This is a genomic window from Pseudomonas sp. Pc102, assembly GCF_018408275.1.
In the GTDB taxonomy this organism is placed as follows: Bacteria; Pseudomonadota; Gammaproteobacteria; order Pseudomonadales; family Pseudomonadaceae; genus Metapseudomonas; species Metapseudomonas tohonis.
In genome coordinates this window covers 659,073-682,673 of sequence record NZ_AP021905.1, presented here as the reverse complement: position 1 = coordinate 682,673, position 23,601 = coordinate 659,073, and the positions used below count along the sequence as shown (strand labels likewise).

The window sequence follows — 23,601 nt, the reverse complement described above, 5'->3', positions numbered from 1 at the left end:
CGTCACCTGCCAGAGTCTGCGCCCCGAATATGATGATCGGGTGTATGCCGATCAGCCGAGCTCGACGAGCTCGTAATCGTGGGTGATCTCGACGCCGGCGCGCCCGAGCATGATGGAGGCGGAGCAGTATTTCTCGGCGGAAAGCTCGACGGCGCGCTTGACCTGCGCCTCCTTCAGGCCGCGGCCCTTGACCACGAAGTGCACGTGGATCCGGGTGAACACCTTGGGGTCCTCGTCGGCGCGCTCGGCCTCGAGGAAGGCTTCGCAGCTCTCCACCGGCTGGCGGGACTTCTTGAGGATGCTCACCACATCGAAGTTGGTGCAGCCGCCCAGGCCGATCAGCAGCATTTCCATCGGACGCACGCCGAGGTTGCGACCGCCGCTTTCCGGCGGACCGTCCATCACCACGGCATGGCCGCTGCCGGACTCGCCGAGGAAGAGGGCTTCGCCCGCCCACTGGATACGCGCTTTCATCGCCAGACTCCAGGCTGAAAAAAAGGGTCGCCAGCTTATCACAGCGCCTGGGAGGCGCCGCGTGTCACATACGTTGGTCGTTTAGTTCCCCGGCAGTTGTTACCTGCGTCTCAATTTCGGATCACCGGTCACGGTCCGTCTGTTAAGCTGACGCCGGATAACTGGCACACTTAGCCAGATAACTAATAAGAAAGTGCCTGTTGGACAAAGGCTTACCTTCAAAATTTCGGGACTCGGGCATGGTAGCTATTACCCTCACACCTAAAATCAAGAACCTCGACAAGCTGCTAGCGCACTGTCACCGCCGTCGTTACACGGCAAAGAGCACCATCATCTATGCGGGTGACCGTTGCGAGACGCTCTTCTTCATCATCAAGGGCTCGGTCACCATCCTCATCGAGGATGACGACGGCCGGGAAATGATCATCGCCTATCTCAACTCCGGGGATTTCTTCGGCGAGATGGGGTTGTTCGAAAAGGAAGGAACCGAGAAGGAACGCAGTGCCTGGGTACGGGCCAAGACGGAATGCGAAGTCGCTGAACTCAGCTACGCCAAGTTCCGTGAACTGACCCAGCAGGACCCGGAGATCCTCTACGCCCTGGGCAGCCAGATGGCGGATCGCCTGCGCAACACCACGCGCAAGGTCGGCGACCTGGCATTCCTCGACGTCACCGGTCGTGTCGCTCGTACCCTGCTGGACCTCTGCAAGCAGCCCGACGCCATGACTCACCCGGACGGCATGCAGATCAAGATCACCCGCCAGGAAATCGGTCGCATCGTCGGCTGCTCGCGGGAGATGGTCGGACGCGTACTCAAGAGCCTGGAGGAACAGGGCCTGGTACACGTCAAGGGCAAGACCATGGTGGTATTCGGTACCCGCTGAGACGCGCACATGAAAAAGCCGGCAGGACGCCGGCTTTTCCATGTGCACTTCCGTCAGTCAGGATCGACCGCCCGGCTCACCCCGCCACGCTCGGGGAAGAACAGCCGGCGCAACTCGGTGCCAGGTTCCTCGGCCCGCATGAACGCCTCGCCCACGAGGAAGCCGAACACCTCACTCACTTCCATCAGCTCGACGTCGGCGCGATTGAGGATGCCGCTTTCGGTGATCACCAGACGATCGCGCGGAATCCGCGGCAGCAGGTCCAGGGTGACCTCCAGGCTGACCTCGAAGGTGTGCAGGTTACGGTTGTTGATCCCCACCAGCGGGGTGTCCAGCGTATTCAGCGCACGCTCCAGCTCATCGCCATCGTGCACCTCCACCAGTACATCCAGCCCCACGTCCTTGGCGGTCTTCGCCAGCTCGCCCATCTGCGCATCGGAAAGCGCCGAGACGATCAGCAGCACGCAGTCGGCGCCCAGCGCCCGTGCCTCGACCACCTGGTAGGGGTCGATGAGGAAATCCTTGCGGATCACCGGCAGCGAACAGGCGGCGCGGGCTTCCTGCAGGTAGGCGTCGCCGCCCTGGAAGAAATCGATGTCGGTCAGCACCGATAGGCAGGTCGCACCGCCGTCCTGGTAGCTGCGGGCGATCTGCGCCGGGACGAAATCCTCGCGAATCACCCCTTTGCTCGGCGACGCCTTCTTGATCTCGGCGATCACCGCCGGCTGCTTGCGCGCGACCTGCTCCAGCATGGCGCGGGCAAAGCCACGGGGCGCATCGGCGGCGCGGGCCAGGGCCTCGAGCTCGGAGAAGGGCACGCGCAGGCGGCGCTCGGCGACTTCCTCGGCCTTGCGGGCCAGGATCTTTTCAAGAACGGTTGGGATGCTCACGCTTCATTCTCCACTCGGAACACCGCGGTAAAGGAGGCCAGCTCGTCCAGCTTCTCGCGGGCGAGGCCGGTGTGCAGGGCGTCATGGGCGAGCTGCACGCCTTCCTTGAAGGTGCTCGCGTGGTCCGCCGCATAGAGCGCGGCACCGGCGTTGAGCACGATCATCTCGGCGGCCTTCTGGCCATTCTCGGTCTTGCGCCGCCCCAGCGCGTCGCGGATCAGCTCCAGCGACTGCTGCGGGCTGTCCACGGCGAGGCCGATCAGGCTCTGGCTCTTGATGCCGAAGTCTTCGGGCTGCACCTGGTACTCGGTGACCACGCCGTCCTTCAGCTCGGCGACATGGGTCGGCGCGGCGAGGCTGATCTCGTCCAGGCCGTCCTTCGAATGCACCACCAGGATGTGCTCGCTGCCCAGGCGCTTGAGCACCTCGGCCAGCGGGCGGCATAGCGCCTGGCTGAACACCCCGACCACCTGGTGCTTCACACCGGCCGGATTCGTAAGCGGGCCGAGCATGTTGAACAGGGTGCGCAGGCCCAGCTCGCGGCGCGGGCCGGCGGCGTATTTCATCGCCTTGTGATGGACCTGGGCGAACATGAAGCCGACGCCGACGTGCTGGATGCAGCGCGCCACCTGCTCGGGCTTCAGGTCCAGGTAGATGCCGGCCGCTTCCAGCACGTCGGCGCTGCCGGTCTTGCCGGACACCGCGCGGTTGCCGTGCTTGGCGACCTTGCCGCCTGCCGCGGCGACCACGAAGCTGGCGGCCGAGGAGACGTTGAAGATGTTGGCGCCGTCGCCACCGGTGCCGACCACGTCGACCACCCGCGCCATCGACTCCAGCTCCACGCGGCTGGCCAGCTCGCGCATCACCGAGACCGCCCCGACGATCTCGTCGATGGTCTCGCTCTTCATGCGCATGCCCATGAGGAAGGCACCGATCTGCGCGTCGGTGCACTGCCCGGTCATGATCAAGCGCATCACGTCCTGCATTTCCTCGGTGGTCAGGTCCAGCTGGTTGACCACGCGGTTGAGGGCTTCCTTGATATCCATCTCAGCGCACCCCGCCTTGTTGCTTGAGGAAATTGGCCAACAGCTCGTGGCCTTGCTCGGTGAGTATGGATTCCGGATGGAATTGCACACCCTCGATGTTCAGCGTCTTGTGGCGCAGGCCCATGATCTCGTCCACCGCGCCGTCGGCGTGCTGGGTCCAGGCGGTGATTTCCAGGCACTCCGGCAGCGTCTCGCGCTTCACGATCAGCGAGTGGTAGCGGGTCACGGTCAGCGGGTTGTTCAGCCCTTCGAACACGCCCTGGTCCTCGTGGAACACGGGGCTGGTCTTGCCGTGCATGGCCTGGCGCGCGCGCACCACATCACCGCCGAAGGCCTGGCCGATGCTCTGGTGGCCCAGGCATACGCCAAGAATTGGCAGCTTGCCGGCGAAGTGCTTGATCACCTCGAGGGAGACCCCCGCTTCGGTGGGGGTGCAGGGGCCGGGGGAGACCACGATGCGCTCGGGGTTCAGTGCCTCGATCTCGGCGACGGAAAGCTCGTCGTTACGGATCACGTGCACGTCCGCGCCCAGCTCACCGAGGTACTGCACCACGTTGTAGGTAAAAGAGTCGTAGTTGTCGATCATCAGCAACATGGGGCGATCCTCAGGCGTCGGTCTTGGCGGTCTGTTCGGCGAGGGCCACGGCACGGAACATGGCGCGGCGCTTGTTCAGCGTCTCTTCCCATTCCAGTGCCGGAACAGAGTCGGCGACGATCCCCGCGCCCGCCTGCACGTGCAGTTGGCCGTCCTTGATGACCGCCGTGCGGATCGCGATGGCGGTGTCCATGTTGCCGTTCCAGGCCAGGTAGCCCACGGCACCGCCGTAGACGCCACGCTTGACCGGCTCGAGCTGGTCGATGATTTCCATCGCGCGGATCTTCGGCGCCCCGGAGAGCGTGCCGGCCGGCAGGATGGCGCGCAGCGCGTCCATGGCCGAGACGCCTTCCTTCAGCTGCCCGGTGACGTTGGAGACGATGTGCATCACGTTGGAATAGCGCTCGATCACCATCTTCTCGGTGACCTTCACCGAGCCGGTGGAGGACACGCGGCCGACGTCGTTGCGTCCCAGATCGATGAGCATCAGGTGCTCGGCGATCTCCTTGGCGTCGGAGAGCAGGTCCTCCTCCAGCGCCAGGTCGGCCTCCTCGGTGGCGCCACGCGGCCGGGTGCCGGCGATCGGGCGCACGGTGACCAGGCCGTCCTCGACGCGCACCAGCACCTCCGGCGAGCTGCCCACCACGTGGAAGTCGCCGAAGTTGAAGAAGTACATGTAGGGCGTCGGGTTGAAGCAGCGCAGCGCCCGGTACAGGTCGATGGGCGCAGCCTTGAAGTCGATGGTCATGCGCTGGGAGATCACCACCTGCATGCAGTCGCCGGCTAGGATGTACTCCTTGATCTCGCGCACCGCCTGCTCGTAGTCCTCGCGGGTCGAGCTGGAGCGGTAGGGCAGGTCCTCGGTCAACTGCAGCGCCGGGTCCACGCCCAGGCGCGGGGTGATCGGCAGGCGCAGCTTCTCGCGCAGCTCGGCCAGCGCGGCCTGCCCACGTTCGTAGGCATCGGGCGCGGCCGGGTCGACCAGCACGATGGCGTGCAGCTTGCCCGCCAGGTTGTCGAACACCACCACCGCGTCGGAGACCATCAGCAGGATGTCCGGGGTGCCCAGCGGATCGGGGTTCGGGCAGTTGGCCAGGCGCTTCTCGACATAACGCACGCAGTCGTAGCCGAAGTAGCCCACCAGCCCGCCGTTGAAGCGCGGCAGCCCGGCGATGGGCGCCACCTGGTAGCGGTCCTTGAAGGCCTCGACGAAGCCCAGCGGGTCCTCGCTCTCCTCACGCTCCACCACCTCGCCATCGACGCTGACGCTGACCTGGTGGCCGTGGGCGCGCAGCACGGTGCGGCTTTGCAGGCCGATGATCGAATAGCGGCCCCACTTCTCGCCGCCCTGCACCGATTCGAGCAGGTAGGAGAAGGGCGTGTCGGCCAGCTTCAGGTAGAGGGAAAGGGGGGTGTCGAAATCCGCCAGCGTTTCGAAGGCGAGCGGGATGCGGTTGTAGCCTTGGGCGGCCAAACGCAGGAATTCATCGCGGGTCATGATCAGCCTCGTGGGCGAGGAGCCCGGAGGCTCCTGGAGAAAAACGTCGGTGTGCGAGCGCGCCGGAGCAGGTATCCGGCCAGAATCGAATCAGGCGCGCCAGCGCCAACGGGCCGCGGCCTTGATGATCTTCATTCCGGCTCGTTCGAGCCAACGCTTGCAGGGAACCAGCACGTTTCTATCTCTGTGAGGCAGATGATCTGGGGAGTCGGGCGACATTAGCGCAGCGCCGTGTGCCGCGCAACCGCCAGGCAGCAGCTCGCGCAGGTCGTCCACCACCAGCGCCGGCTCCTCTTCGCTGATGGGCCGGCCGTGGTTGTAGCCGTAGCTCAGCGCCACGCATTGCACGCCGGCCGCCTTGGCCGCCAGCACGTCGTTGCGCGAGTCGCCGATGAACAACGACTCGCTGCGGCTGGTGCCGGTCATGTGCATCACGTGCAGCAGCGCCGCCGGGTCCGGCTTCTGCTGGGGCAGGGTGTCGCCGGCGATGATCAGCGGGAAGTAGCGCCCGAGCTTCATCTCGTCCAGCAAGGGGGCGACGAAGCGCTCCGGCTTGTTGGTGATCAGCGCCAGCTCGACGCCCTTCTTCTTCAGCCACTTGAGGGTCTCGGCGACGCCCGGGTAGACCACCGTCAGTGAATGGCTGTCGGCATAGGCCTCCATGAAGATCGCCAGCGCCTTCTCGGCATCCTCGTCATGCACGGCGGCATGATCGAGGCCGCCGGCCAGCGCGCGGCGCACCAGAACCCGGGCACCGTTGCCGACCCATTCGCGCACCCGCCCGATGCCCGCGGCCGGTCGGCCGAGGGTCACGAGCATGTGGTCGATGGCGGCGGCGAGGTCGGGGACCGAGTCCACCAGGGTGCCGTCCAGGTCGAACATCACCAGGCGCGGCAGGCGCCCGTCGAACAGCCGCTGCAGGGCGCTCATCAGGCCTGGGCCAGCTCGGCGCGCATGGCGGCGATGACTTCGGCGTAGTCCGGCGTGTTGAAGATGGCCGAGCCGGCGACGAAGGTGTCGGCGCCCGCGGCAGCGATCTCGCGGATGTTCTTCACGTTGACGCCGCCGTCGATCTCCAGGCGGATGTCGCGGCCGGAAGCGTCGATCAGCGCGCGCGCCTCGCGCAGCTTGTCGAGGGTGCCGGGGATGAACTTCTGCCCGCCGAAGCCGGGGTTCACGCTCATCAGCAGGATCATGTCGACCTTGTCCATCACGTACTTCAGCGCATCCAGGCCCGCCGCCGGGTTGAACACCAGGCCGGCCTTGCAGCCGCCATCGCGGATCAGCTGCAGCGAGCGGTCGACGTGCAGGGAAGCGTCCGGGTGGAAGGTGATGTAGGTAGCGCCGGCCTCGATGAAGTCGCCGATGATGCGATCCACCGGGGAGACCATCAGGTGCACGTCGATGGGCGCGGTGACGCCGTACTTGCGCAGTGCCGAGCAGACCATCGGGCCGATGGTCAGGTTGGGCACGTAGTGGTTGTCCATCACGTCGAAGTGGACGATATCGGCGCCAGCGGCGAGCACGTTGTCGACTTCCTCGCCCAGGCGGGCGAAATCGGCGGAAAGGATCGACGGTGCGATGGCGAAGGGTTGCATGACAGACCTCGGAGCAGAATCACGGTGGCGCGGATTGTAGCCTGAGTCCGCTTCCAAGGCTTTGTCATACGTCAGCGATGATCAGCCGACATGCGAACGGGGAGCCTGAACTCCCCGTTCGCACCGCATCAGGCGGTCATTCCGGCATCGAGGTGCGCAGCTTCTCGCTGCGCCCGCGCAGCCATTCCAGCACCAGCAACAGCACCACGGAGAAACCGATCAGCAGGGTCGCCGCCGCCGCGATGGTGGGGCTGAGGTTCTCGCGGATGCCGCTGAACATCTGCCTCGGCAGGGTGGCCTGCTCGGGGCCGGCGAGGAACAGCGTCACCACCACTTCATCGAAAGAGGTGGCGAAGGCGAACAGCGCCCCCGAGATCACCCCCGGCGCGATCAGCGGCAGGGTGACGCGGAAGAACGCGGTCAGCGGCGGCGCGCCCAGGCTGGCGGCGGCGCGCACCAGGTTGTGGTTGAAGCCCTGCAGGGTGGCCGACACGGTGATGATGACGAAGGGCACGCCGAGCACCGCATGCACCAGGATCAGCGACAGGTAGCTGTTGCCGAGGCCCAGCGGGGCGAAGAACAGGTAGCTGGCGACGCCGATGATCACCACCGGCACCACCATCGGCGAGATCAGCAGGCTCATCACCAGCGCCTTGCCGCGGAATTCGCCACGGGTCAGGCCGATGGAGGCCAGGGTGCCGAAGACCATCGCCAGCAAGGTCGCGGCCGGCGCCACGATGATGCTGTTGGTCAGCGCGCGCATCCACTCGGCCGAGCCGAAGAAGTCGGCGTACCAGCGCAGCGAGAACCCTTGCAGCGGGTAGACCAGGAAGGTGCCCGAGTTGAACGACAGCGGGATGATCACCAGCACCGGCAGGATCAGGAACAGCAGCACCAGGCCGCAGAGGATGCGCAGGGTGTAGAACCACAGGCGCTCGACCGGGGACATGTAGGGACTCAGCATTTCTTATCTCCTCAACCCAGGCGCAGGCGGCCGGCGCCCACCAGCCAGCTGTAGACGACGTAGAGCACCATGGTGGCAAGCAGCAGCATGCCGCCCAGGGCCGTGGCCATGCCCCAGTTGATGGTGGTGTTGGTGAAGAAGGCGACGAAGTAGCTGACCATCTGGTCGTTCGGGCTGCCCAGCAGCGCCGGGGTGATGTAGTAGCCGATGGACAGGATGAACACCAGCAGGCAGCCCGCGCCGACACCGGCCACGGTCTGCGGGAAGTACACCCGCCAGAAGCTGGCGAAGGGGTGGCAGCCGAGGGAGATCGCCGCACGCATGTAGGTGGGCGAGATGCCCTTCATCACGCTGTAGATCGGCAGGATCATGAACGGCAGCATGATGTGCACCATCGCCACGTAAACGCCGGTGCGGTTGAACACCAGCTGCAGCGGCTGGTCGATCAGGCCCAGCTTGAGCAGCGCGCCGTTGATCAGGCCACCGGATTGCAACAGCACGATCCAGGCCGCCACGCGCACCAGGATCGAGGTCCAGAACGGCAGCAGCACCAGGATCATCAGCAGGTTGCTCTTGCGCGTCGGCAGGTTGGCCAGCAGGTAGGCCAGCGGGTAGGCCAGCACCAGGCAGATCAGGGTGATCACCGCGCCCATCCAGAAGGTGCGGGTGAAGATGTCCAGGTAGATGGCCTGGTCCGGCGTCGCCGGGGCGACTTCGCCGAGGTCGTCGATGCGATGGTCGACGGCCGCCAGCAGGTAATAGGGGGTCAGGCTCGATGCGTTGCGGCGGATCGCCTGCCAGTAGGCCGGGTCGCCCCAGCGCTCGTCGAGGCCTTCCATCGCGTCCTTGTAGGAAGCGGGGGTCTCCTTGAACGGCAAGGCGCGGGCGGTCTTGGCCATCAGGCTGCGATAGCCGGCCAGCTCCATGTTCAGGCGCTTGGAAAGATCGCCGATGGTCTGGTTCTTGCGCGCGGCAGCGAGGTCCTCGGCCAGGGCCTTGTAGGCCGGCTCATCGGGCAGCGCCTTGCCGTCCCAGGCGGTGATCGCCTCGACGGTACGCGGCAGCGCGCCGACCACCTCGGGGTTGCTCACGCTCTTGTAGAGCAGGGTGCCGATGGGGACCAGGAAGGTCAGCAGGAGGAACAGCAGCAGCGGCAGGATCAGGGCCTGGGACTTCAGGCGGTTGACCCGCTCGGCACGCGCGAGGCGTTGCTTGAGGGTCGGGCCGGCGACGAGGGTGGCCATGGCGAACTCCGGTGGATCTCTGGGTACTCCCCTCCCCCGCGAGGAGGAGGGGATGTGCTGGGTGGCCGGTTACTTGGCGGCCCAGGAGTTGAAGCGTTGCTCCAGCTGCTCGCCGTAGTCGGCCCAGAAGGTCACGTTCATGGCGACCTGGTCCTTGATGTTCTCAGGCGTGGTCGGCATGTCCTTGAGCAGGCCCTTGTCCAGCAGCGGCACCGCCTGCTTGTTGGCCGGACCGTAGGCGATGTTCTCGGAGTAGATCTTCTGCTGCTCGGGCTTGACCGAGAAGGCGATGAACTTCAGTGCGGCTTCCTGATCCTTGGCGCCTTTCGGGATGGCCCAGGCGTCGAAGTCATAGATGCCGCCGGTCCACACCACCTTCAGGTTGCTCTCCTTCTGCACGGCGGCGATGCGGCCGTTGTAGGCGGAGCTCATGACCACGTCGCCCGAGGCGAGGAACTGCGGCGGCTGGGCGCCGGCTTCCCACCACTGGATGCTCGGCTTGATCTGGTCGAGCTTCTTGAACGCGCGGTCCTGGCCTTCCTTGGTGGCGAGCACGGTGTAGACGTCCTTGGGCGCGACGCCGTCGGCCATCAGGGCGAATTCCAGGGTGTACTTGGCGCCCTTGCGCAGGCCGCGCTTGCCCGGGAACTTGCTGGTGTCCCAGAAATCGGCCCAGCTGGCGGGCGCGGTCTTCAGCTTGTCGGCGTTGTAGGCCAGCACGGTGGACCAGACGAAGAAGCCGACGCCGCAGGGCTGGATGGCCCCGGGAACGAAGTCCTCGGCCTTGCCGAACTGGGCCGGGTCCAGCTCCTCGAACAGGCCCTCGTCGCAGCCGCGGGACAGCTCGGGGGATTCGACCTCCACCAGGTTCCAGGAAACGCTGCCGGTATCGACCATGGCTTTCACCTTGGCCATCTCGCCGTTGTACTCGCCGGCGATGATCTTGTTGCTGGTGGACGCCTGGAAGGGTTCGTAGAACGCCTTCACCTGGGCGTTCTTGTTCGCGCCGCCGAATGAAACGACGGTCAGGTCGGCTGCCATGGCCTGTGCGGCGCATGCCAGCCCCAACGCAAGGGCAGTGAGCTTCAAGGATTTGGACATTGTTGTTTTCTCCATAGTGCTGGGTGGGTAATGCCGGGGTGCCGCCGCGTCGTCAGTCCGCTATCAGCGGGTCCAGTGCGCGCACGTGCTCCACTTGCCAACCGAGGGACACCACGTCGCCTACCGCCAATGCGGGGTCGAGCTCGGCAATGGGTTGCTTGACGAAGAAGTCGGGCTTGCCACAGACCTCCATGCGGATGCGCACGTGGTCGCCCAGGTAGACGAACTCCTCGACGCGGCCGGAGAAACGGTTCGCGCAGCTCTCGCTGCCGCCGTTCAGGCGTATCCGCTCGGGACGGATCGACAGGGTCACCGGCTCGCCCGGCTGGCCGACGTTGACCGCCAGCGCCTCGACCTTCTCGCCACGGGCCAGGCTGACCACGCAGCGCTCGCCGTCACGGCTGACCAACTGGCCGTTGAGCCGGTTGTTCTCGCCGATGAAGTTGGCCACGAAGGTGTTGCTGGGGGACTCGTAGAGCTCGCGCGGGGGGGCGATCTGCTGGATCTCGCCCTGGTGGAACACGGCCACGCGGTCGGACATGGTCAGCGCTTCGCCCTGGTCGTGCGTCACGTACACCACCGTCACGCCCAGGCGCTGGTGGATGTGCTTGATCTCCATCTGCATGTGCTCGCGCAGCTGCTTGTCGAGCGCGCCCAGCGGCTCGTCCATCAGCACCAGCTGCGGCTCGAACACCAGGGCACGGGCCAGGGCCACGCGCTGCTGCTGGCCGCCGGAGAGCTGCGCCGGGTAGCGGTTGCGGAAGCTGTCGAGCTGGACCATGGACAGCGCACGCTTCACGCGCTCGCTGATATCGGTCTTGTTCATGCCGCGCACGGTGAGCGGGAAGGCCAGGTTCTCGGCCACCGTCATGTGCGGGAACAGCGCGTAGTTCTGGAACACCATGCCGATGTCGCGCTTATGCGGCGGCACGTTGTTGATCGAGCGGCCGGCCAGGAGGATCTCGCCATTGGTCGGGGTCTCGAACCCGGCGAGCATCATCAGGCTGGTGGTCTTGCCGGAGCCGGAGGGGCCCAGCAGGGTCAGGAACTCGCCTTTGCGAATGTCCAGGTTGAGGTCTTTGACGATGAGCGACTCGCCGTCGTAGCTCTTCTGCACGCCACGGAAGCTGACCAGTACATCGTTCGCCGGAATGGAGGCCATCACCGCACCTTTTTGATTTTTGTTTATGCCGTCCCCAGAGACTAGAGAAGCCGGCAAGCCACGCAAATCGGGCGCTATGAGAGATTGCTATAAGGCCGTCGGAGGATCGCGTGTAGGGCGAGCCCTACAATTCCCAGCGACCCGATCAGGTATTCAGACCAGCTTGTGCTCCACCGCGTACTTGACCAGGTCGGCCACCGAATGGGCGCCGAGCTTCTGCATCAGCCGCGCCTTGTGGGTGCTCACCGTCTTGCCGCTGACGGCCAGGTGCTGGGCGATCTCGTTGACACCCTCGCCCTTCACCAGGCGCTCGAACACCGAGAACTCACGCTCGGAAAGCAACGCGTGGGGCGGGCGCGAATCGGTCAGGCCGACCTCGAAGACCATGCGATCGGCCAGCTCCGGGTCGATGTAGCGCCCGCCTGAGGCGACCTTGCGGATCGCCGTCAGCAACAGGGCCGGGTCGCTGTCCTTGGTGGCGTAGCCGGCGGCGCCGATCTTCAGTGCGCGCGCCGCCATCTGCACCTCGTCGTGCATCGACAGCACCAGCACCGCCGGCGGGCTGGTCAGCGCGCGGATGCGCGGAATGGCCTCAAGGCCGTTGACGCCGGGCATGGAGATATCCAGCAGCACCACCTCGCAGGGCGTCTGGCGCAGGGTTTCGAGCAACTGCTCGCCGTTGCTCGCCTCGCCCACCACGCAGAGGTCCTTGGCCAGGCCGATCAACTGCTTGATGCCCTCGCGGACGATGGTGTGGTCTTCGGCCACCAGTACTCGGATCACGCGTTCTTCTCCTTGTCCAAAGCGATGCGCACCACCAGCGTGGTGCCCTCTCCCGGCGCGCTGTCGATCGACAGCGCGCCGCCCAGCATCAGCACCCGTTCGCGCATGCCCACCAGTCCGAACGAGGCGCCGGGGCGGCAGGCCCGCGGGTCGAAGCCCGCGCCATCGTCGCTGATGATCAATTGCAGGTCGTCGCCATCGCGCTCCAGCGCCACCTCGACGCTGTGGGCCCGGGCGTGGCGCAGCACATTGGTCAGCGCCTCCTGGAGGATGCGGAACAGGCCGATGGCCTTGGCGTCCGACAGTTGCGGCAGTGAGTCCGGCACCCGCACCAGGCAGGGAATGCCGCTGCGCGCCTCGAAGCGCCGCGCCTGCCATTCGATGGCCGAGGCGATGCCGGCGTCGAGGATCGGTGGGCGCAGCGCCGTGGCCACGTCGCGCACCAGCTGGAACAGCTGGGCGATCAGGCGCTTCATGCTGTTCAGCCGCTCGCCGAGGCCGGGGTCCAGCTCGCCGTAGGCCAGCTCGCACATGGAGGTCTCCAGCTTGAGCACGGTGAGCACCTGGCCCAGTTCGTCGTGCACCTCGCGGGCGATACGTGCCTTCTCCTCTTCCCGCACGCTTTCCAGGTGCGCGGAGAGATCACGCAGCTGGGCGCGGGAGGCGGCCAGTTCGAGCTCGGTCTGCTTGTTGTCGGTGATGTCCCAGACCACGCCGTCCCAGGTGGCCCTACCGTCCTCGAAGAGGCGCGCGCTGGCCTTGATGTCGGCCCAGCGCAACTGGCCGTCGCGGGTGAGGATGCGGCCCTGCCAGTGCCAGTCGCGGTCGGCATCGAGGGCGGCCATCTGGCTGGCCCAGTAGCCGTCGCCATCGTCCGGGTGCACCAGGCCGCGGATGCCGCGACCGGTCTCCAGCAGCTCACGGGCGCCATAGCCCACCAGGGCCTCGCTGCCGGCGCCGATGAAGGCGAAGTCGGCATCTTCGCCGGCACGCGGGCGTTCGAGGCGGAAGACCAGCCCCGGCACGTTGGAGGCGATGCCCTTGAGGCGTGCCTCGCTCTCCTCCAGCGCGGCGTGGGCACGGCGCCGCTCGGTGACATCGGTGAGGAACACCACCAGGTATTCCGAGGTGCCGAAGCGCAGGAAGCTGAGCGACACATCGGCGGGCATCTCGCTGCCGTCGGCGCGACGGCAGGCGGTCTCGAACGCCTGGGCGCTCTCGTCGTGGTTGCGCGCACGGCGCCAGAGGCTGAGCCAGCGGTCCATGTCCAGCTGCGGCTGGATGTGCGCCAGGGGGCGATCGGTGAGACCGCCGGCCGCGTAGCCCAGCATCTGTTCCACCGCGCGATTGGCGTAGCGCACGTGGCTGTCCCAGTTGACCCAGAGGATGCCCACGGTGCTGTGGTCGATGGAGAACTGGGTCAGGCGCAGCGCCTCTTCCGCCGCCTCGCGCAGCTGGATGGCATGGCGCGCCTCGAGCAGGCGCTTCTCCAGCGCACGCTGCTGGCGACGCAGCCAGTAGATGATCGCCGCCGCGCTGAGCAGCAGCACGCCGAAGAGCAGGGCGAGGTTCTGCCAGAAGCCGGGCGACTCGCCGATGCGCGGGTATTTCGGCTGCAGCCAGCGCTCGTGGAGCTGGTCCAGGTCCTTCGGCGGGATGGTGCGCAGGGCGGCGTCCACCGCCGTGGAGAGCTGCGGCCAGTCGCGCCGCGTGGCGACCCGCAGCAGCTGGGGGAAGCCGATGTCGCCGACCACCGCAAGGCCGGAGAACTCCTGTTCGCGCGACAGCCGGCTGAGCTGCGCCTCGTCGATCACCGCGTACTTCACCTGCTGTTCCAGCACCGCGCGCAAGGCCTGGCGCTCACTGCCGACCGGCTGTACCAGGACGCCGGAATAGGTGGCGCGCAGGTAGTCCGCCACCGCGCTGGGCGAGCGCACCGCGACCGGCTCGTCGCTGCCGAGCTTCTCGATATCCACGGCGCCACCGTTGCCCCGCTCGCCCACCACCAGTTGCGGCACGCGCATGTAGGGATCGGAAAACAGCCACAGGCGCAGGCCCGCGGGGGTCTGGCTGAGGCCGGGTGCGAGGTCGATCTGGCCGGTACGCAGGGCGTTCTCCAGCTCGGCGTTGTCGGCGAAGGTGCGCCAGACCAGGGGCACGCCGAGCGCCGTGGCGACCCAGTCGAGCAGCTCGACGTTGACCCCGGACAGCTGCTGCAGGCGCCGGTCCAGTTGAGCGTAGGGCGCCTGCAGGACGACACCGGCGCGCAGCTGGGGGTGCTGGTCCAGCCACTGGCGCAGGGCCGGGTCCAGCGCGACGGGGGCGGGCGCGGGGGCTGCGGCCAGGGAGGCGGCGAGGCAGCAGGCGAGAAGGAGGAGACACAACGAACGAATCATGCAGGAGACACCGCACAGCCCAGGCTGCCGAGAACGAAGCCGACGTACCTTACTCCAGCAGCCCCGCCAAGGCGAAGGTGCGCCTGACAAATACCGGCCCAGCCATTAGGCTGCCTGCCTATGGCCACCCCGTGGAATCCTCAGATGCTCCGAGTCCCCCGCCCGACACTCGCCGCCCTTTGCCTCGCCCTGTTGCTGCCGGCCGCCGCCTGGGGTGAAGACCCGCCGGCCACGGGCGAGGACGTGGCCGCCCCTGCGCAAACCCCGGTGGAGCGCGCGCCCCTGGAGGAGCGCAGCCAGGAGGACGCCACCGCCCTCGAACGCCAGCTGCCGGAGAAGGAACAGCAGCAACTGAAGGCCGGCGAAGACAGTTTCCTGGCCCTGTGGAAACCGGCCAACGTGGCCGAGCCCAGCGGCGTGGTGATCCTGCTGCCCGGCGACGGCGAGAGTGCCGACTGGCCACGGGCGATCGCCCCGTTGCGCAGCAAACTGCCGGACATCGGCTGGCACAGCCTCAGCCTGACCCTGCCCGACCCCAGGGGCAATGAGCCGCCGCCCCGTCCGGTCGAGCAGGCCGAGCCGCCCGCCGCCGGCGACGCGAAAACCGAGAAGGCCGACCCGGCCACGCCACCCCCCACGCCCGAGCAGGCCGGCAGCGCCGAGCCCTCCACCGACCTGGGTCGGCCCGTTCTCAGCGCCGAGGAAGAACGCAAGGCACAGGCCACGCGGATCGCGGCACGCATCCAGGCGGCCATCGTGTTCGTCAACCAGCAGAGCCCGAAGACCATCGTCCTGCTGGGCCACGGCAGTGGCGCTTACTGGGCGGTGCAGGCGCTGAGCGATTCGTCTTCCAGCGGCATCGACAACCTGGTGCTGGTGGAGGCCGAAGTCCCCCCCGGCTACGGCCCGCCACTGGAGGAGTCGGCGCCCAAGCTCAAGCAGGCGATCGGCGATTTCTTCTACCAGGACAAGCCGCTGGACAGCGCCGCCGCCCTCAAGCGCCTGCAGGCGAGCAAGCGCGACAAGCACCCGGCCTATGTGCAGGTGGGCCTGAAGTCCCTGCCCAATCGCGACGCGGACCAGGAGCAGTTGTTCCGGCGGGTGCGCGGCTGGCTGGACGCCCATCTGCAGGCTCCGGGCAAGCGGGCGCCGGCGGCCGCACCGGCGCCCATCATCCCGCAGTCGCCCGGTATCTGACTCAGCGGAAACCGTGACGCTCGCGGATCAGGCTGTAGGCGTGGTGCAGCTCGCGGGTCTTCTCGGTGGCCTCGCGCACCCGCTGCGGGCTGGCCCCCGCACCGGCCAGCTTGTCCGGATGGTTCTGGCTGATGAGGCGGCGGTAGGCGCGCTTGATCGCCGCCGGCTCGCTGTTGGCGTTCACGCCCAGAAGCGACAACGCATCCTGGTAGGCACTGCCACGCCGCACCGGCGCGCCGCCGGGCACATCGAAGCCGGCGCACAGCGCCTCAACCTGGTCCGCCGGCCAATCCAGCCACTTGCCCCACAGCAGGATCAGCTCGCGCTCGCGTTGCCCCACCCGGCCATCCGCCGCCGCCATCTGCCAGCAACTGCGCAACAGCGCCTCGCCTTGCGCGCGCTGGTAGCGCAAGCCCCGCAGGGGGCCGCGCAGCTCGACCTGCTCGGCCTTGCCGCGGGTGAACGCGGCGATGGCACGACGCTGCCCGGCGTCGTCCAGCCCCAGGCGGCGCATCTCGGCACGCGCCTGCTGGATATGCAGCTCCAGCACCCGGCCCTCGCTCTTGGCCAGGCGGCCCAGCATGAGGAACAGCAGGTCCTCGTGTGCGACGGCACCACTGCGCCGTAGCCGATCGCGCAGGCTGGCCCAGGAATCCAGCTTCAGCCGCCGATCCACCACCTGGCCGAGCAGGCCGCCGAGCAGCGCACCGGGAATGCTGGCGATGAACAGGCCGGCGATGACGCCAAGCAGCGTGACGGGCCAGAACATCTCAGCGCCCCGCCTCGATCAGGCGCTCGACTTCCGCCAGGCGCTCGTGGGTGCCGACATCCACCCAGCGTCCGGCGAAATGCTCGCCGCTGACACGCCCCTCCCCATGGCACGGCGCAGCAACGGCGCCAGCTTGAAGGCGCCGGCGCTGCAACCGTCGAAAAGCGCGGGGTGGAGCACGGCGATGCCGCTGTAGGTGAACCCGGGCTCGCCAGGCACGCCATCGCTGACCATACCCCCGTCCAGCCGGAAATCACCGCCCGGATGATGGCTGGGGTTATCCACCAGCACCAGGTGGGCGAGGCCCTGCAACGGGTGATCGCGCAGGGCGCCGAAATCGTAGTCGGTCCAGATGTCGCCGTTGACCACCAGGAAGGGCTCGTCGCCCAGCAGCGGCAATGCGCGGTGGATGCCCCCGCCGGTTTCCAGCGGCTCGCCCTCGGGGGAATAACGGATGCTGACGCCGAAGCGCTCGCCGCTGCCCAGGTGATCCTCGATCTGCTGGCCGAGCCAGGCATGGTTGATCACCAACTCACTGAACCCCGCAGCGGCGAGGGCGCGGATATGGAACTCGATCAGCGGGGTGCCGCCGGCACGAACCAGCGGCTTGGGGGTGTGCAGCGTCAGCGGGCGCATGCGCTCGCCCTTGCCCGCCGCGAGGATCATCGCCCTCATGCGTGCACCGTTTGGGCTTGTGGCAGGGAGGCGAGCAGCGCCTTGAGGTCGGCCAGTTCGGGGCGACGCGCGATCACCGCCTCTATATAGGAGAAGAAGCGCGGCACATCGCCCAGGTACTTGGGCTTGCCGTCGCGGTGGCAGATGCGCGCGAAGATGCCGATGACCTTGAGGTGGCGCTGCACGCCCATCAGGTCGCTGGCACGGAGGAAGTCGTCGAACTGCGGCTGCACCGGGACGCCCGCTTCGCGGGCCAGGCTCCAGTAGCGCTCCAGCCAATTGCGCACGCGCGCCTCGGGCCAGCTGAGGAAGGCGTCCTTGAACAGGCTGGTGACGTCGTAGGTGACCGGGCCGTAGACCGCATCCTGGAAATCCAGCACGCCGGGATTGGGCGTGCTGAGCATCAGGTTGCGCGGCATGTAGTCACGATGCACCAGCACGCGGGGCTGGGCGAGCGCACTGGCGACCAGCAGATCGCAGGTCCGCTCCCAGGCCGCCAACTGCTCGCCGGCCAGCTCGATACCCAGGTGACGCGTGAGATACCAGTCGGGGAAAAGCTGCAGCTCGCGGCGTAGCAGCGCGTCATCATAGGCGGGCATCGGCGCGTCGAGACTGCGCTGCTGCAGGGCCAGCAGTGCCTGGATGGCATCCTCGAACAGCGCATCGGCATTGTCGGCGTCGATCACCTCCAGGTAGGTCTGGCGCCCGAGGTCATCGAGCAACAGGAAGCCCTGCTCAAGGTCCGCCGCGAGGATCCGCGGCACATGGACGCCGGCCTCGGCGAGCATGCCCGCGACCTTGACGAAGGGGCGGCAATCTTCCTGGGGCGGCGGGGCATCCATCAGGATCAGGCTGCGGCCCTGTGCCTGCCAGCGGAAATAACGGCGGAAACTCGCGTCGCTGCTGGCCGGCAGCAGCTCCGCCGGCGGCACGTCACCCCAGCCTTCCGTGTGGAATAGAAGGGGCAGTTGCTGGTCCAGCCAGGCGCTAAGTTGTTGAAGGCGTACATCTTCATGGGGCATTACAAGGGTCTCCGACGGCGCTAGCCGTTGCGCGGGTCATGCTTTATTATCCAGCATCTTTTTCAGCCCATCGAGAGGCGTGCGGCCCCAGCGGGCCGATGGCGCGCAGGAAGCCCGGACTAACAAGATGGCAGTAAAATCTCCCGCGTTTCGTAAAAAATTCCCTCTGCTGGTGACCGGCAGCCTGCTGGCAATGCAGCCTGTAGCCACCCAGTTCGTAGTCGCCGCCGAGCAGTTCGACTGCCAGGCGTCCGCCTCCGGCGGCTGGGCCTGCGCACCCAAGGCAACGGCGGAAAGCCTGCCTCCACGCCCGGTCCACAGCGATAGCGCGGTGAGTTCCAGGGTCGGCGTAGCGGGCACCACCGCCGCTTCCGGCCAGGGCGAGTCGGCCGAAGCCAAGACCACGCTGGTCACCGAGGCAGGCGGCAGGGCACTCGCTTCCCGTAGTGCAGACTTCAGCCATCTGGACTGGGTTCCGCGCGACAAGCTGACCGCCGCACAACTGGCCGAGACCGGCCCGTACTGCGCTGGCGCCTATATCGAGCCGCGCCGCCCGGGCATGAACGACAAGACCCCGCCCGAAGACTCGCCCACCTACGTTTCCGCCAAGGCCTCACGCTATGAGCAGGAAAAGCAGGTCGCGACCCTGGCCGGCGACGTGGTCCTGCGCCAGGGCAGCATGCAGGTTGAAGCCGACGAGGCGAACCTGCTGCAGGCCGAGAACCGTGGCGAGCTGGTCGGCAACGTCAAGCTGCGCGACAACGGTGCCCTGGTGGTCGGCGACAAGGCCGAACTGCAACTGGACAACGGCGAAGCGAAGATCGACAACGCCGAGTATGTGCTGCACAAGTCCCATACGCGCGGTAGCGCCCTGTACGCCAAGCGCCAGGAAGACGCGATCATCCGCCTGAAGGACGGCACCTACACCCGATGCGAACCGGGCGACAACGCCTGGCACCTGAAGGGCAACAACATCAAGCTGAACCCGGCCACCGGCTTCGGCACCGCTACCAACGTGACGCTGCGGGTCAAGGACATTCCGGTGTTCTATACCCCGTACATCTATTTCCCCATCGATGACCGTCGCCAGTCCGGCTTCCTGCCACCGAGCATCGGCACCAGCAGCGACACCGGTTTCTCCCTGCTGACGCCCTACTACTTCAACCTCGCGCCGAACTACGACGCCACCCTCTATCCGCGCTACATGGCCAAGCGCGGCCTGCTGATGGAAGGCGAGTTCCGCTACCTGACCAAGGGCAGCGAAGGCCAGTTCGGCGGCGCCTACCTGAACGACGAGGAAGACGAGCGCAAGCTGCAGTCCGAGTACAAGGACAAGCGCTGGCTCTACAACTGGCAACACAAGGGTGGCCTGGACGAACGCCTGATGACCGAGGTGGACTACACCGACATCAGCGACCCCTACTACTTCCAGGACCTGCAGACCGAACTGGGCATCGCGCAATCGACCTACGTCAACCAGCAGGGCGCCGTCACCTGGCGCGGCGACAGCTACACCGCACGTCTCAACGCCCATGCCTATGAAATGGCCACGGTCACCGAGATCACCCCGTACGACCGCCTGCCCCAGATCACCCTGGACGGCGTGCTGCCTGTCGACGCTGGCGGCCTGAAGCTCTCCTACTCCACCGAATTCGTGCGCTTCGAGCGTGATCTGCGCAAGGGCCTGTTCACCGACGAGGATGGCGCGACCAGCCCCTGGTACGACACCCGCATCCCGGGCCTGGCCCGCGCCAACGGCAACCGCATCCATGTGGAGCCGGGCGTCAGCCTGCCCCTGGACTGGAGCTACGGTTTCATCAAGCCGTCGGTGAAGTACCTCTATACCCAGTACGACCTGGACCTGGACCAGCAGGGCAAGAACAGCCTGCTGGCCGGCCAGGAGTTCAACAGCAGCGAAGACCGCAGCGTACCGATCTTCAGCCTCGACAGCGGCCTGTACTTCGACCGCAACACCGAGCTGTTCGGCAGCCAGTACAAGCAGACCCTGGAACCGCGCCTGTTCTATCTCTACGTTCCCGAAGAGAAGCAGGACAACATCCCGGTCTTCGACAGCAGCGAAAGCGCCTTCAGCTATTCCTCGCTGTTCCGCGAGAACCGCTTCTCCGGCCGTGACCGCGTGGGCGATGCCAACCAGGTGTCCCTGGGCCTGACCAACCGCTGGATCCAGCCCAACGGCTTCGAGCGTCAGCGCTTCAGCATCGGCCAGGCCTTCTACTTCGAAGACCGCAAGGTACAGCTGCCCGGCATCGACTACCGCGACCGCAAGTCGGCCCAGGCCAGCGTCTCGCCTTACGCACTGGAGTACCTGTACCGCTTCAACCGCGACTGGCGCCTGTCCTCCGACTTCAACTGGGACCCGGATGCCGGCCGCACCCGCTCCGGCAGCATGATGTTCCACTACCAGCCGGAAGACGACGTCAACAAGGTGGTCAACTTCGGCTACCGCTACCGCAACGACGCCGTGGTCTACAACCAGACCACCGGCCAGTGGCAGGAAGGCGGCGACTACATCGACAACGTGACCGGCCGCGTGATCAAGGACTACTACAAGATCGAGCAGCATGACGCGTCCGTCATCTGGCCGATCGTCCCGCAGTGGAACGCCATCGCCCGCTGGCAGTACGACTACAACCGCAGCCGCACCCTGGAAGCCTTCGGTGGCTTCGAGTACGACAGCTGCTGCTGGAAACTGCGCCTGATCAACCGCTACTGGGTCGACTACGACGAGACCACCCTTTCGCCCGAGCTCAACGAGAAGGCCGACCGCGGCGTCTTCCTGCAGATCGTGTTCAAGGGCCTTGGCGGCGTGATCGGCAACAAGGTTGAAAGTTTCCTCGACAATGGCATCCAAGGTTACCGTGAACGTGAAGACCAAGCTTTCTGATTGTCTCCGCCCGCTGCTGTTGGGCGCCCTGTTCCTGGGTAGTGCCGTGCATGCCGAGGTCCAGTCGATCGACCGCGTCGTGGCCATCGTCGACAACGACGTGATCATGCAGAGCCAGCTCGACCAGCGCATCCACGAGGTGCAGCAGACCATCGCCAAGCGCGGGTCTGCCCTGCCCCCCGAGCACGTGCTGGGCCAGCAGGTGCTGGAACGCCTGATCATCGAGAACATCCAGTTGCAGATCGGCGACCGTTCCGGCATCCGCATCACCGATGAGGAGCTGAACCAGGCCATCGAGGCCATCGCACAGCGCAACGGCATGAGCGTCGATCAGTTCCGCAGCGCCCTGGCTCAAGACGGCCTCTCCTATGAGGACGCCCGCGACCAGGTCCGCCGCGAGATGGTCATCAGCCGCGTGCGCCAGCGCCGCGTCGCCGAGCGCATCCAGGTCACCGACCAGGAAGTGCAGAACTTCCTTGCCTCCGACCTGGGCAAGATGCAGCTCTCCGAGGAATTCCACCTGGCCAATATCCTGATCCCGGTCGCGGACGGCTCCTCGCCCGAGACCATCCAGGCCGCCGACCGCCAGGCGAAGGATCTTTACCAGCAACTGCAACAGGGCGCGGACTTCGCCCAGCTGGCGATCTCCCGCTCCGCCGGCGAAACCGCCCTGGAAGGCGGCGAGATCGGCTGGCGCAAGGCCGCCCAGTTGCCGCCCCCCTTCGACGGCATGGTCAACGCCCTCTCTCCGGGTGAAGTGACCGAACCGGTGCGCACGCCGGGTGGCTTCATCATTCTCAAGCTCCTGGAAAAGCGCGGTGGCAGCACCCAGGTGCGTGACGAGGTGCATGTGCGCCACATCCTGCTCAAGCCAAGCGAGATCCGCAGCGAAGCCGACACCGAACGCCTGGCCGAGCGCCTCTACCAGCGCATCCAGTCCGGCGAGGACTTCGCCGAGCTGGCGAAGAACTTCTCCGAGGACCCGGGTTCGGCGCTCAACGGTGGCGACCTGAACTGGATCGACCCCAACGCCCTGGTGCCCGAGTTCCGCGAAGTCATGGCCAAGACGCCGGCAGGCCAGCTGTCCCGCCCGTTCAAGAGCCCCTACGGCTGGCACGTTCTGGAAGTGCTCGGTCGCCGCGCCACCGACAGCGCCGACCAGATGCGCGAGCAGCAGGCGATCAACGTCCTGCGCAACCGCAAGTACGACGAAGAGCTGCAGGCCTGGCTGCGCCAGATCCGCGACGAGGCGTACGTCGAAACCAAGCTCTGATTCTTCGGCACCCTGCCACGCAGGGTGGCGCGCTGGCGGTACAATCGCCGCCACGCGCCACAGCCGGAGAGCCCCGCAATGCCCCTTCCCCGCTTCGCCCTCACCCCTGGTGAACCCGCCGGCATCGGCCCGGACCTCTGCCTGCTCCTGTCCCGCGAACGCCAGCCCTACCCGCTGATCGCCATCGCCAGCCAGGCACTGCTGCAAGAGCGCGCCAGCCAGCTCGGCCTCGACATCGGCGTCATCCCCGTATCACCCGACGCCTGGCCCGACAGCCCCGCAGAAGCGGGATCGCTCTATGTCTGGGACACCCCGCTGCAAGCCCCCGTCCATCCCGGCGTGCTCGATCGTGCCAATGCCAGCTACGTGCTCGACACCCTGACCCGTGCAGGCAAGGGCTGCCTGGATGGCCACTTCGCCGGAATGATCACGGCGCCCGTGCACAAGGGTGTGATCAACGAGGCCGGAATCGCCTTCTCCGGCCACACGGAGTTCCTCGCCGAACTGACCCAAACCCAGCAGGTGGTGATGATGCTCGCCACCCGTGGCCTGCGCGTCGCCCTGGTGACCACCCACCTGCCCCTCAAGGACGTTGCCGCCGCGATCACGACCGAGCGCCTGGAAAGGGTCACCCGCATCCTGCACGCCGACCTGGTGGAGAAATTCGGCCTGCCCACACCCCGCATCCTGGTCTGCGGCCTCAATCCCCATGCGGGGGAAGGCGGCCACCTGGGACGCGAGGAGATCGAAGTCATCGAGCCCTGCCTGCAACGCCTGCGCGAGGAGGGCCTGAACCTGATCGGCCCGCTCCCCGCCGACACCCTGTTCACACCCAAGCACCTGGAGCACTGCGATGCGGTGCTGGCCATGTACCACGACCAGGGGCTGCCGGTGCTGAAGTACAAGGGCTTCGGCGCGGCGGTGAACGTCACCCTCGGCCTGCCGATCATCCGCACCTCGGTCGACCACGGCACCGCCCTCGACCTGGCCGGAACGGGGCGCATCGACGGCGGCAGCCTGCAGGTGGCACTGGAGACGGCCTACGAGATGGCAGCCAGCCGTAGCTGAGCCTGCAAGCGCCGATCAGCACATTTCGGCCTGGTCGGCGCAATGCTGTAGACTGCG

General features: G+C 66.7%; 20 protein-coding genes and 1 pseudogene. 5 read left to right on the top strand and 16 right to left on the bottom strand.

What is annotated here, in order from left to right; genetic code table 11:
• Positions 1-51: 51 nt before the first annotated feature.
• Positions 52-474, bottom strand: coding sequence for an OsmC family protein (locus PHLH3_RS03175; RefSeq protein ID WP_213628196.1), 423 nt, complete (start codon positions 472-474; stop codon positions 52-54).
• A 239-nt stretch (positions 475-713) separates the two neighbouring features.
• Here PHLH3_RS03175 and crp point away from each other — a divergent pair, with 239 nt between their 5' ends.
• Positions 714-1,358 carry a cAMP-activated global transcriptional regulator CRP gene (crp, locus tag PHLH3_RS03170; RefSeq protein ID WP_021221613.1) on the top strand — a complete coding sequence of 215 codons (645 nt, stop codon included), beginning with the start codon at positions 714-716 and terminating at the stop codon, positions 1,356-1,358.
• A 53-nt stretch (positions 1,359-1,411) separates the two neighbouring features.
• Here crp and trpC read toward each other — a convergent pair whose 3' ends face one another.
• From trpC to PHLH3_RS03110, 12 genes are all read right to left on the bottom strand, one after another.
• A complete protein-coding gene (gene trpC, locus PHLH3_RS03165) occupies positions 1,412-2,248 on the bottom strand; it encodes an indole-3-glycerol phosphate synthase TrpC (RefSeq protein WP_213628195.1) in 837 nt (278 codons plus the stop codon).
• Entirely contained in the window at positions 2,245-3,294 is a 1,050-nt protein-coding gene (gene trpD, locus PHLH3_RS03160; RefSeq protein WP_213628194.1) for an anthranilate phosphoribosyltransferase, read from the bottom strand. The genes trpC and trpD overlap by 4 nt, the downstream gene beginning before the upstream one ends.
• A gap of 1 nt (position 3,295) precedes the next feature.
• A complete protein-coding gene (locus tag PHLH3_RS03155; RefSeq protein WP_173179824.1) occupies positions 3,296-3,889 on the bottom strand; it encodes an aminodeoxychorismate/anthranilate synthase component II in 594 nt (197 codons plus the stop codon).
• 10 nt (positions 3,890-3,899) lie between these two features.
• Positions 3,900-5,387 (bottom strand): anthranilate synthase component I, encoded by a 1,488-nt coding sequence (gene trpE / locus PHLH3_RS03150; RefSeq protein WP_213628193.1) that lies wholly within the window; start codon positions 5,385-5,387, stop codon positions 3,900-3,902.
• Between the two features lie 90 nt (positions 5,388-5,477).
• Positions 5,478-6,317, bottom strand: a complete 840-nt coding sequence (locus tag PHLH3_RS03145; RefSeq protein WP_213628192.1) for a phosphoglycolate phosphatase — start codon at positions 6,315-6,317, stop codon at positions 5,478-5,480.
• On the bottom strand, positions 6,317-6,985 hold the full coding sequence (gene rpe / locus PHLH3_RS03140; protein ID WP_173179818.1) for a ribulose-phosphate 3-epimerase: 669 nt from the start codon (positions 6,983-6,985) through the stop codon (positions 6,317-6,319). Before rpe ends, PHLH3_RS03145 begins: the two co-directional genes overlap by 1 nt.
• A 136-nt stretch (positions 6,986-7,121) precedes the next feature.
• The gene (locus PHLH3_RS03135) at positions 7,122-7,949 is read right to left on the bottom strand and encodes an ABC transporter permease (protein ID WP_021221606.1); all 828 of its coding nucleotides are present in this window, start codon (positions 7,947-7,949) and stop codon (positions 7,122-7,124) included.
• 11 nt (positions 7,950-7,960) lie between these two features.
• Positions 7,961-9,193: an ABC transporter permease gene (locus PHLH3_RS03130; RefSeq protein ID WP_213628191.1), complete on the bottom strand. Its 1,233-nt coding sequence runs from the start codon at positions 9,191-9,193 to the stop codon at positions 7,961-7,963.
• 69 nt (positions 9,194-9,262) lie between these two features.
• Positions 9,263-10,294, bottom strand: a complete 1,032-nt coding sequence (locus PHLH3_RS03125; RefSeq protein WP_213628190.1) for an ABC transporter substrate-binding protein — start codon at positions 10,292-10,294, stop codon at positions 9,263-9,265.
• A 52-nt stretch (positions 10,295-10,346) separates the two neighbouring features.
• Positions 10,347-11,456, bottom strand: a complete 1,110-nt coding sequence (locus PHLH3_RS03120; RefSeq protein WP_173179814.1) for an ABC transporter ATP-binding protein — start codon at positions 11,454-11,456, stop codon at positions 10,347-10,349.
• Positions 11,457-11,609: 153 nt separating this feature from the next.
• Positions 11,610-12,239, bottom strand: a complete 630-nt coding sequence (locus PHLH3_RS03115) for a response regulator transcription factor (RefSeq protein ID WP_173179812.1) — start codon at positions 12,237-12,239, stop codon at positions 11,610-11,612.
• On the bottom strand, positions 12,236-14,635 hold the full coding sequence (locus tag PHLH3_RS03110; RefSeq protein WP_213628189.1) for a sensor histidine kinase: 2,400 nt from the start codon (positions 14,633-14,635) through the stop codon (positions 12,236-12,238). The genes PHLH3_RS03115 and PHLH3_RS03110 overlap by 4 nt, the downstream gene beginning before the upstream one ends.
• Positions 14,636-14,779: 144 nt before the next feature.
• On the opposite strand from PHLH3_RS03110, the gene PHLH3_RS03105 reads away from it, so the two are divergent.
• Entirely contained in the window at positions 14,780-15,832 is a 1,053-nt protein-coding gene (locus PHLH3_RS03105; protein WP_213628188.1) for an alpha/beta hydrolase family protein, read from the top strand.
• Position 15,833: 1 nt separating this feature from the next.
• On the opposite strand, the gene PHLH3_RS03100 is transcribed toward PHLH3_RS03105, so the two are convergent.
• The 3 genes and pseudogenes from PHLH3_RS03100 to PHLH3_RS03090 all read right to left on the bottom strand — a co-directional run bounded on the left by PHLH3_RS03100 (position 15,834) and on the right by PHLH3_RS03090 (position 18,298).
• Positions 15,834-16,601 (bottom strand): TerB family tellurite resistance protein, encoded by a 768-nt coding sequence (locus PHLH3_RS03100; RefSeq protein ID WP_213628187.1) that lies wholly within the window; start codon positions 16,599-16,601, stop codon positions 15,834-15,836.
• Between the two features lies 1 nt (position 16,602).
• Positions 16,603-17,276, bottom strand: a pseudogene (gene murU / locus PHLH3_RS03095) (N-acetylmuramate alpha-1-phosphate uridylyltransferase MurU).
• Positions 17,273-18,298, bottom strand: coding sequence for a phosphotransferase (locus PHLH3_RS03090; RefSeq protein WP_213628186.1), 1,026 nt, complete (start codon positions 18,296-18,298; stop codon positions 17,273-17,275). Before PHLH3_RS03090 ends, murU begins: the two are co-directional and overlap by 4 nt.
• Positions 18,299-18,425: 127 nt before the next feature.
• Between PHLH3_RS03090 and PHLH3_RS03085 the strand changes: the two genes are divergently transcribed.
• From PHLH3_RS03085 to pdxA, 3 genes are all read left to right on the top strand, one after another.
• Entirely contained in the window at positions 18,426-21,203 is a 2,778-nt protein-coding gene (locus tag PHLH3_RS03085) for an LPS-assembly protein LptD (protein ID WP_213628185.1), read from the top strand.
• Positions 21,184-22,476 (top strand): peptidylprolyl isomerase, encoded by a 1,293-nt coding sequence (locus tag PHLH3_RS03080; protein ID WP_213628184.1) that lies wholly within the window; start codon positions 21,184-21,186, stop codon positions 22,474-22,476. The genes PHLH3_RS03085 and PHLH3_RS03080 overlap by 20 nt, the downstream gene beginning before the upstream one ends.
• Positions 22,477-22,554: 78 nt before the next feature.
• Positions 22,555-23,544: a 4-hydroxythreonine-4-phosphate dehydrogenase PdxA gene (gene pdxA, locus PHLH3_RS03075; RefSeq protein ID WP_213628183.1), complete on the top strand. Its 990-nt coding sequence runs from the start codon at positions 22,555-22,557 to the stop codon at positions 23,542-23,544.
• Positions 23,545-23,601 lie beyond the last annotated feature (57 nt).

What these genes read in the sequence shown, in the direction of transcription:
- PHLH3_RS03145 (WP_213628192.1), bottom strand. Translation starts at nt 6,317, where the DNA reads ATGAGCGCCCTGCAGCGGCTGTTCGACGGGCGCCTGCCGCGCCTGGTG.
- PHLH3_RS03105 (WP_213628188.1), top strand. Translation starts at nt 14,780, where the DNA reads ATGCTCCGAGTCCCCCGCCCGACACTCGCCGCCCTTTGCCTCGCCCTG.
- PHLH3_RS03090 (WP_213628186.1), bottom strand. Translation starts at nt 18,298, where the DNA reads ATGCCCCATGAAGATGTACGCCTTCAACAACTTAGCGCCTGGCTGGAC.
- PHLH3_RS03155 (WP_173179824.1), bottom strand. Translation starts at nt 3,889, where the DNA reads ATGTTGCTGATGATCGACAACTACGACTCTTTTACCTACAACGTGGTG.
- crp (WP_021221613.1), top strand. Translation starts at nt 714, where the DNA reads ATGGTAGCTATTACCCTCACACCTAAAATCAAGAACCTCGACAAGCTG.
- trpE (WP_213628193.1), bottom strand. Translation starts at nt 5,387, where the DNA reads ATGACCCGCGATGAATTCCTGCGTTTGGCCGCCCAAGGCTACAACCGC.
- PHLH3_RS03110 (WP_213628189.1), bottom strand. Translation starts at nt 14,635, where the DNA reads ATGATTCGTTCGTTGTGTCTCCTCCTTCTCGCCTGCTGCCTCGCCGCC.
- PHLH3_RS03120 (WP_173179814.1), bottom strand. Translation starts at nt 11,456, where the DNA reads ATGGCCTCCATTCCGGCGAACGATGTACTGGTCAGCTTCCGTGGCGTG.
- PHLH3_RS03125 (WP_213628190.1), bottom strand. Translation starts at nt 10,294, where the DNA reads ATGTCCAAATCCTTGAAGCTCACTGCCCTTGCGTTGGGGCTGGCATGC.
- PHLH3_RS03100 (WP_213628187.1), bottom strand. Translation starts at nt 16,601, where the DNA reads ATGTTCTGGCCCGTCACGCTGCTTGGCGTCATCGCCGGCCTGTTCATC.
- rpe (WP_173179818.1), bottom strand. Translation starts at nt 6,985, where the DNA reads ATGCAACCCTTCGCCATCGCACCGTCGATCCTTTCCGCCGATTTCGCC.
- PHLH3_RS03130 (WP_213628191.1), bottom strand. Translation starts at nt 9,193, where the DNA reads ATGGCCACCCTCGTCGCCGGCCCGACCCTCAAGCAACGCCTCGCGCGT.
- trpD (WP_213628194.1), bottom strand. Translation starts at nt 3,294, where the DNA reads ATGGATATCAAGGAAGCCCTCAACCGCGTGGTCAACCAGCTGGACCTG.
- pdxA (WP_213628183.1), top strand. Translation starts at nt 22,555, where the DNA reads ATGCCCCTTCCCCGCTTCGCCCTCACCCCTGGTGAACCCGCCGGCATC.
- PHLH3_RS03135 (WP_021221606.1), bottom strand. Translation starts at nt 7,949, where the DNA reads ATGCTGAGTCCCTACATGTCCCCGGTCGAGCGCCTGTGGTTCTACACC.
- PHLH3_RS03085 (WP_213628185.1), top strand. Translation starts at nt 18,426, where the DNA reads ATGGCAGTAAAATCTCCCGCGTTTCGTAAAAAATTCCCTCTGCTGGTG.
- PHLH3_RS03175 (WP_213628196.1), bottom strand. Translation starts at nt 474, where the DNA reads ATGAAAGCGCGTATCCAGTGGGCGGGCGAAGCCCTCTTCCTCGGCGAG.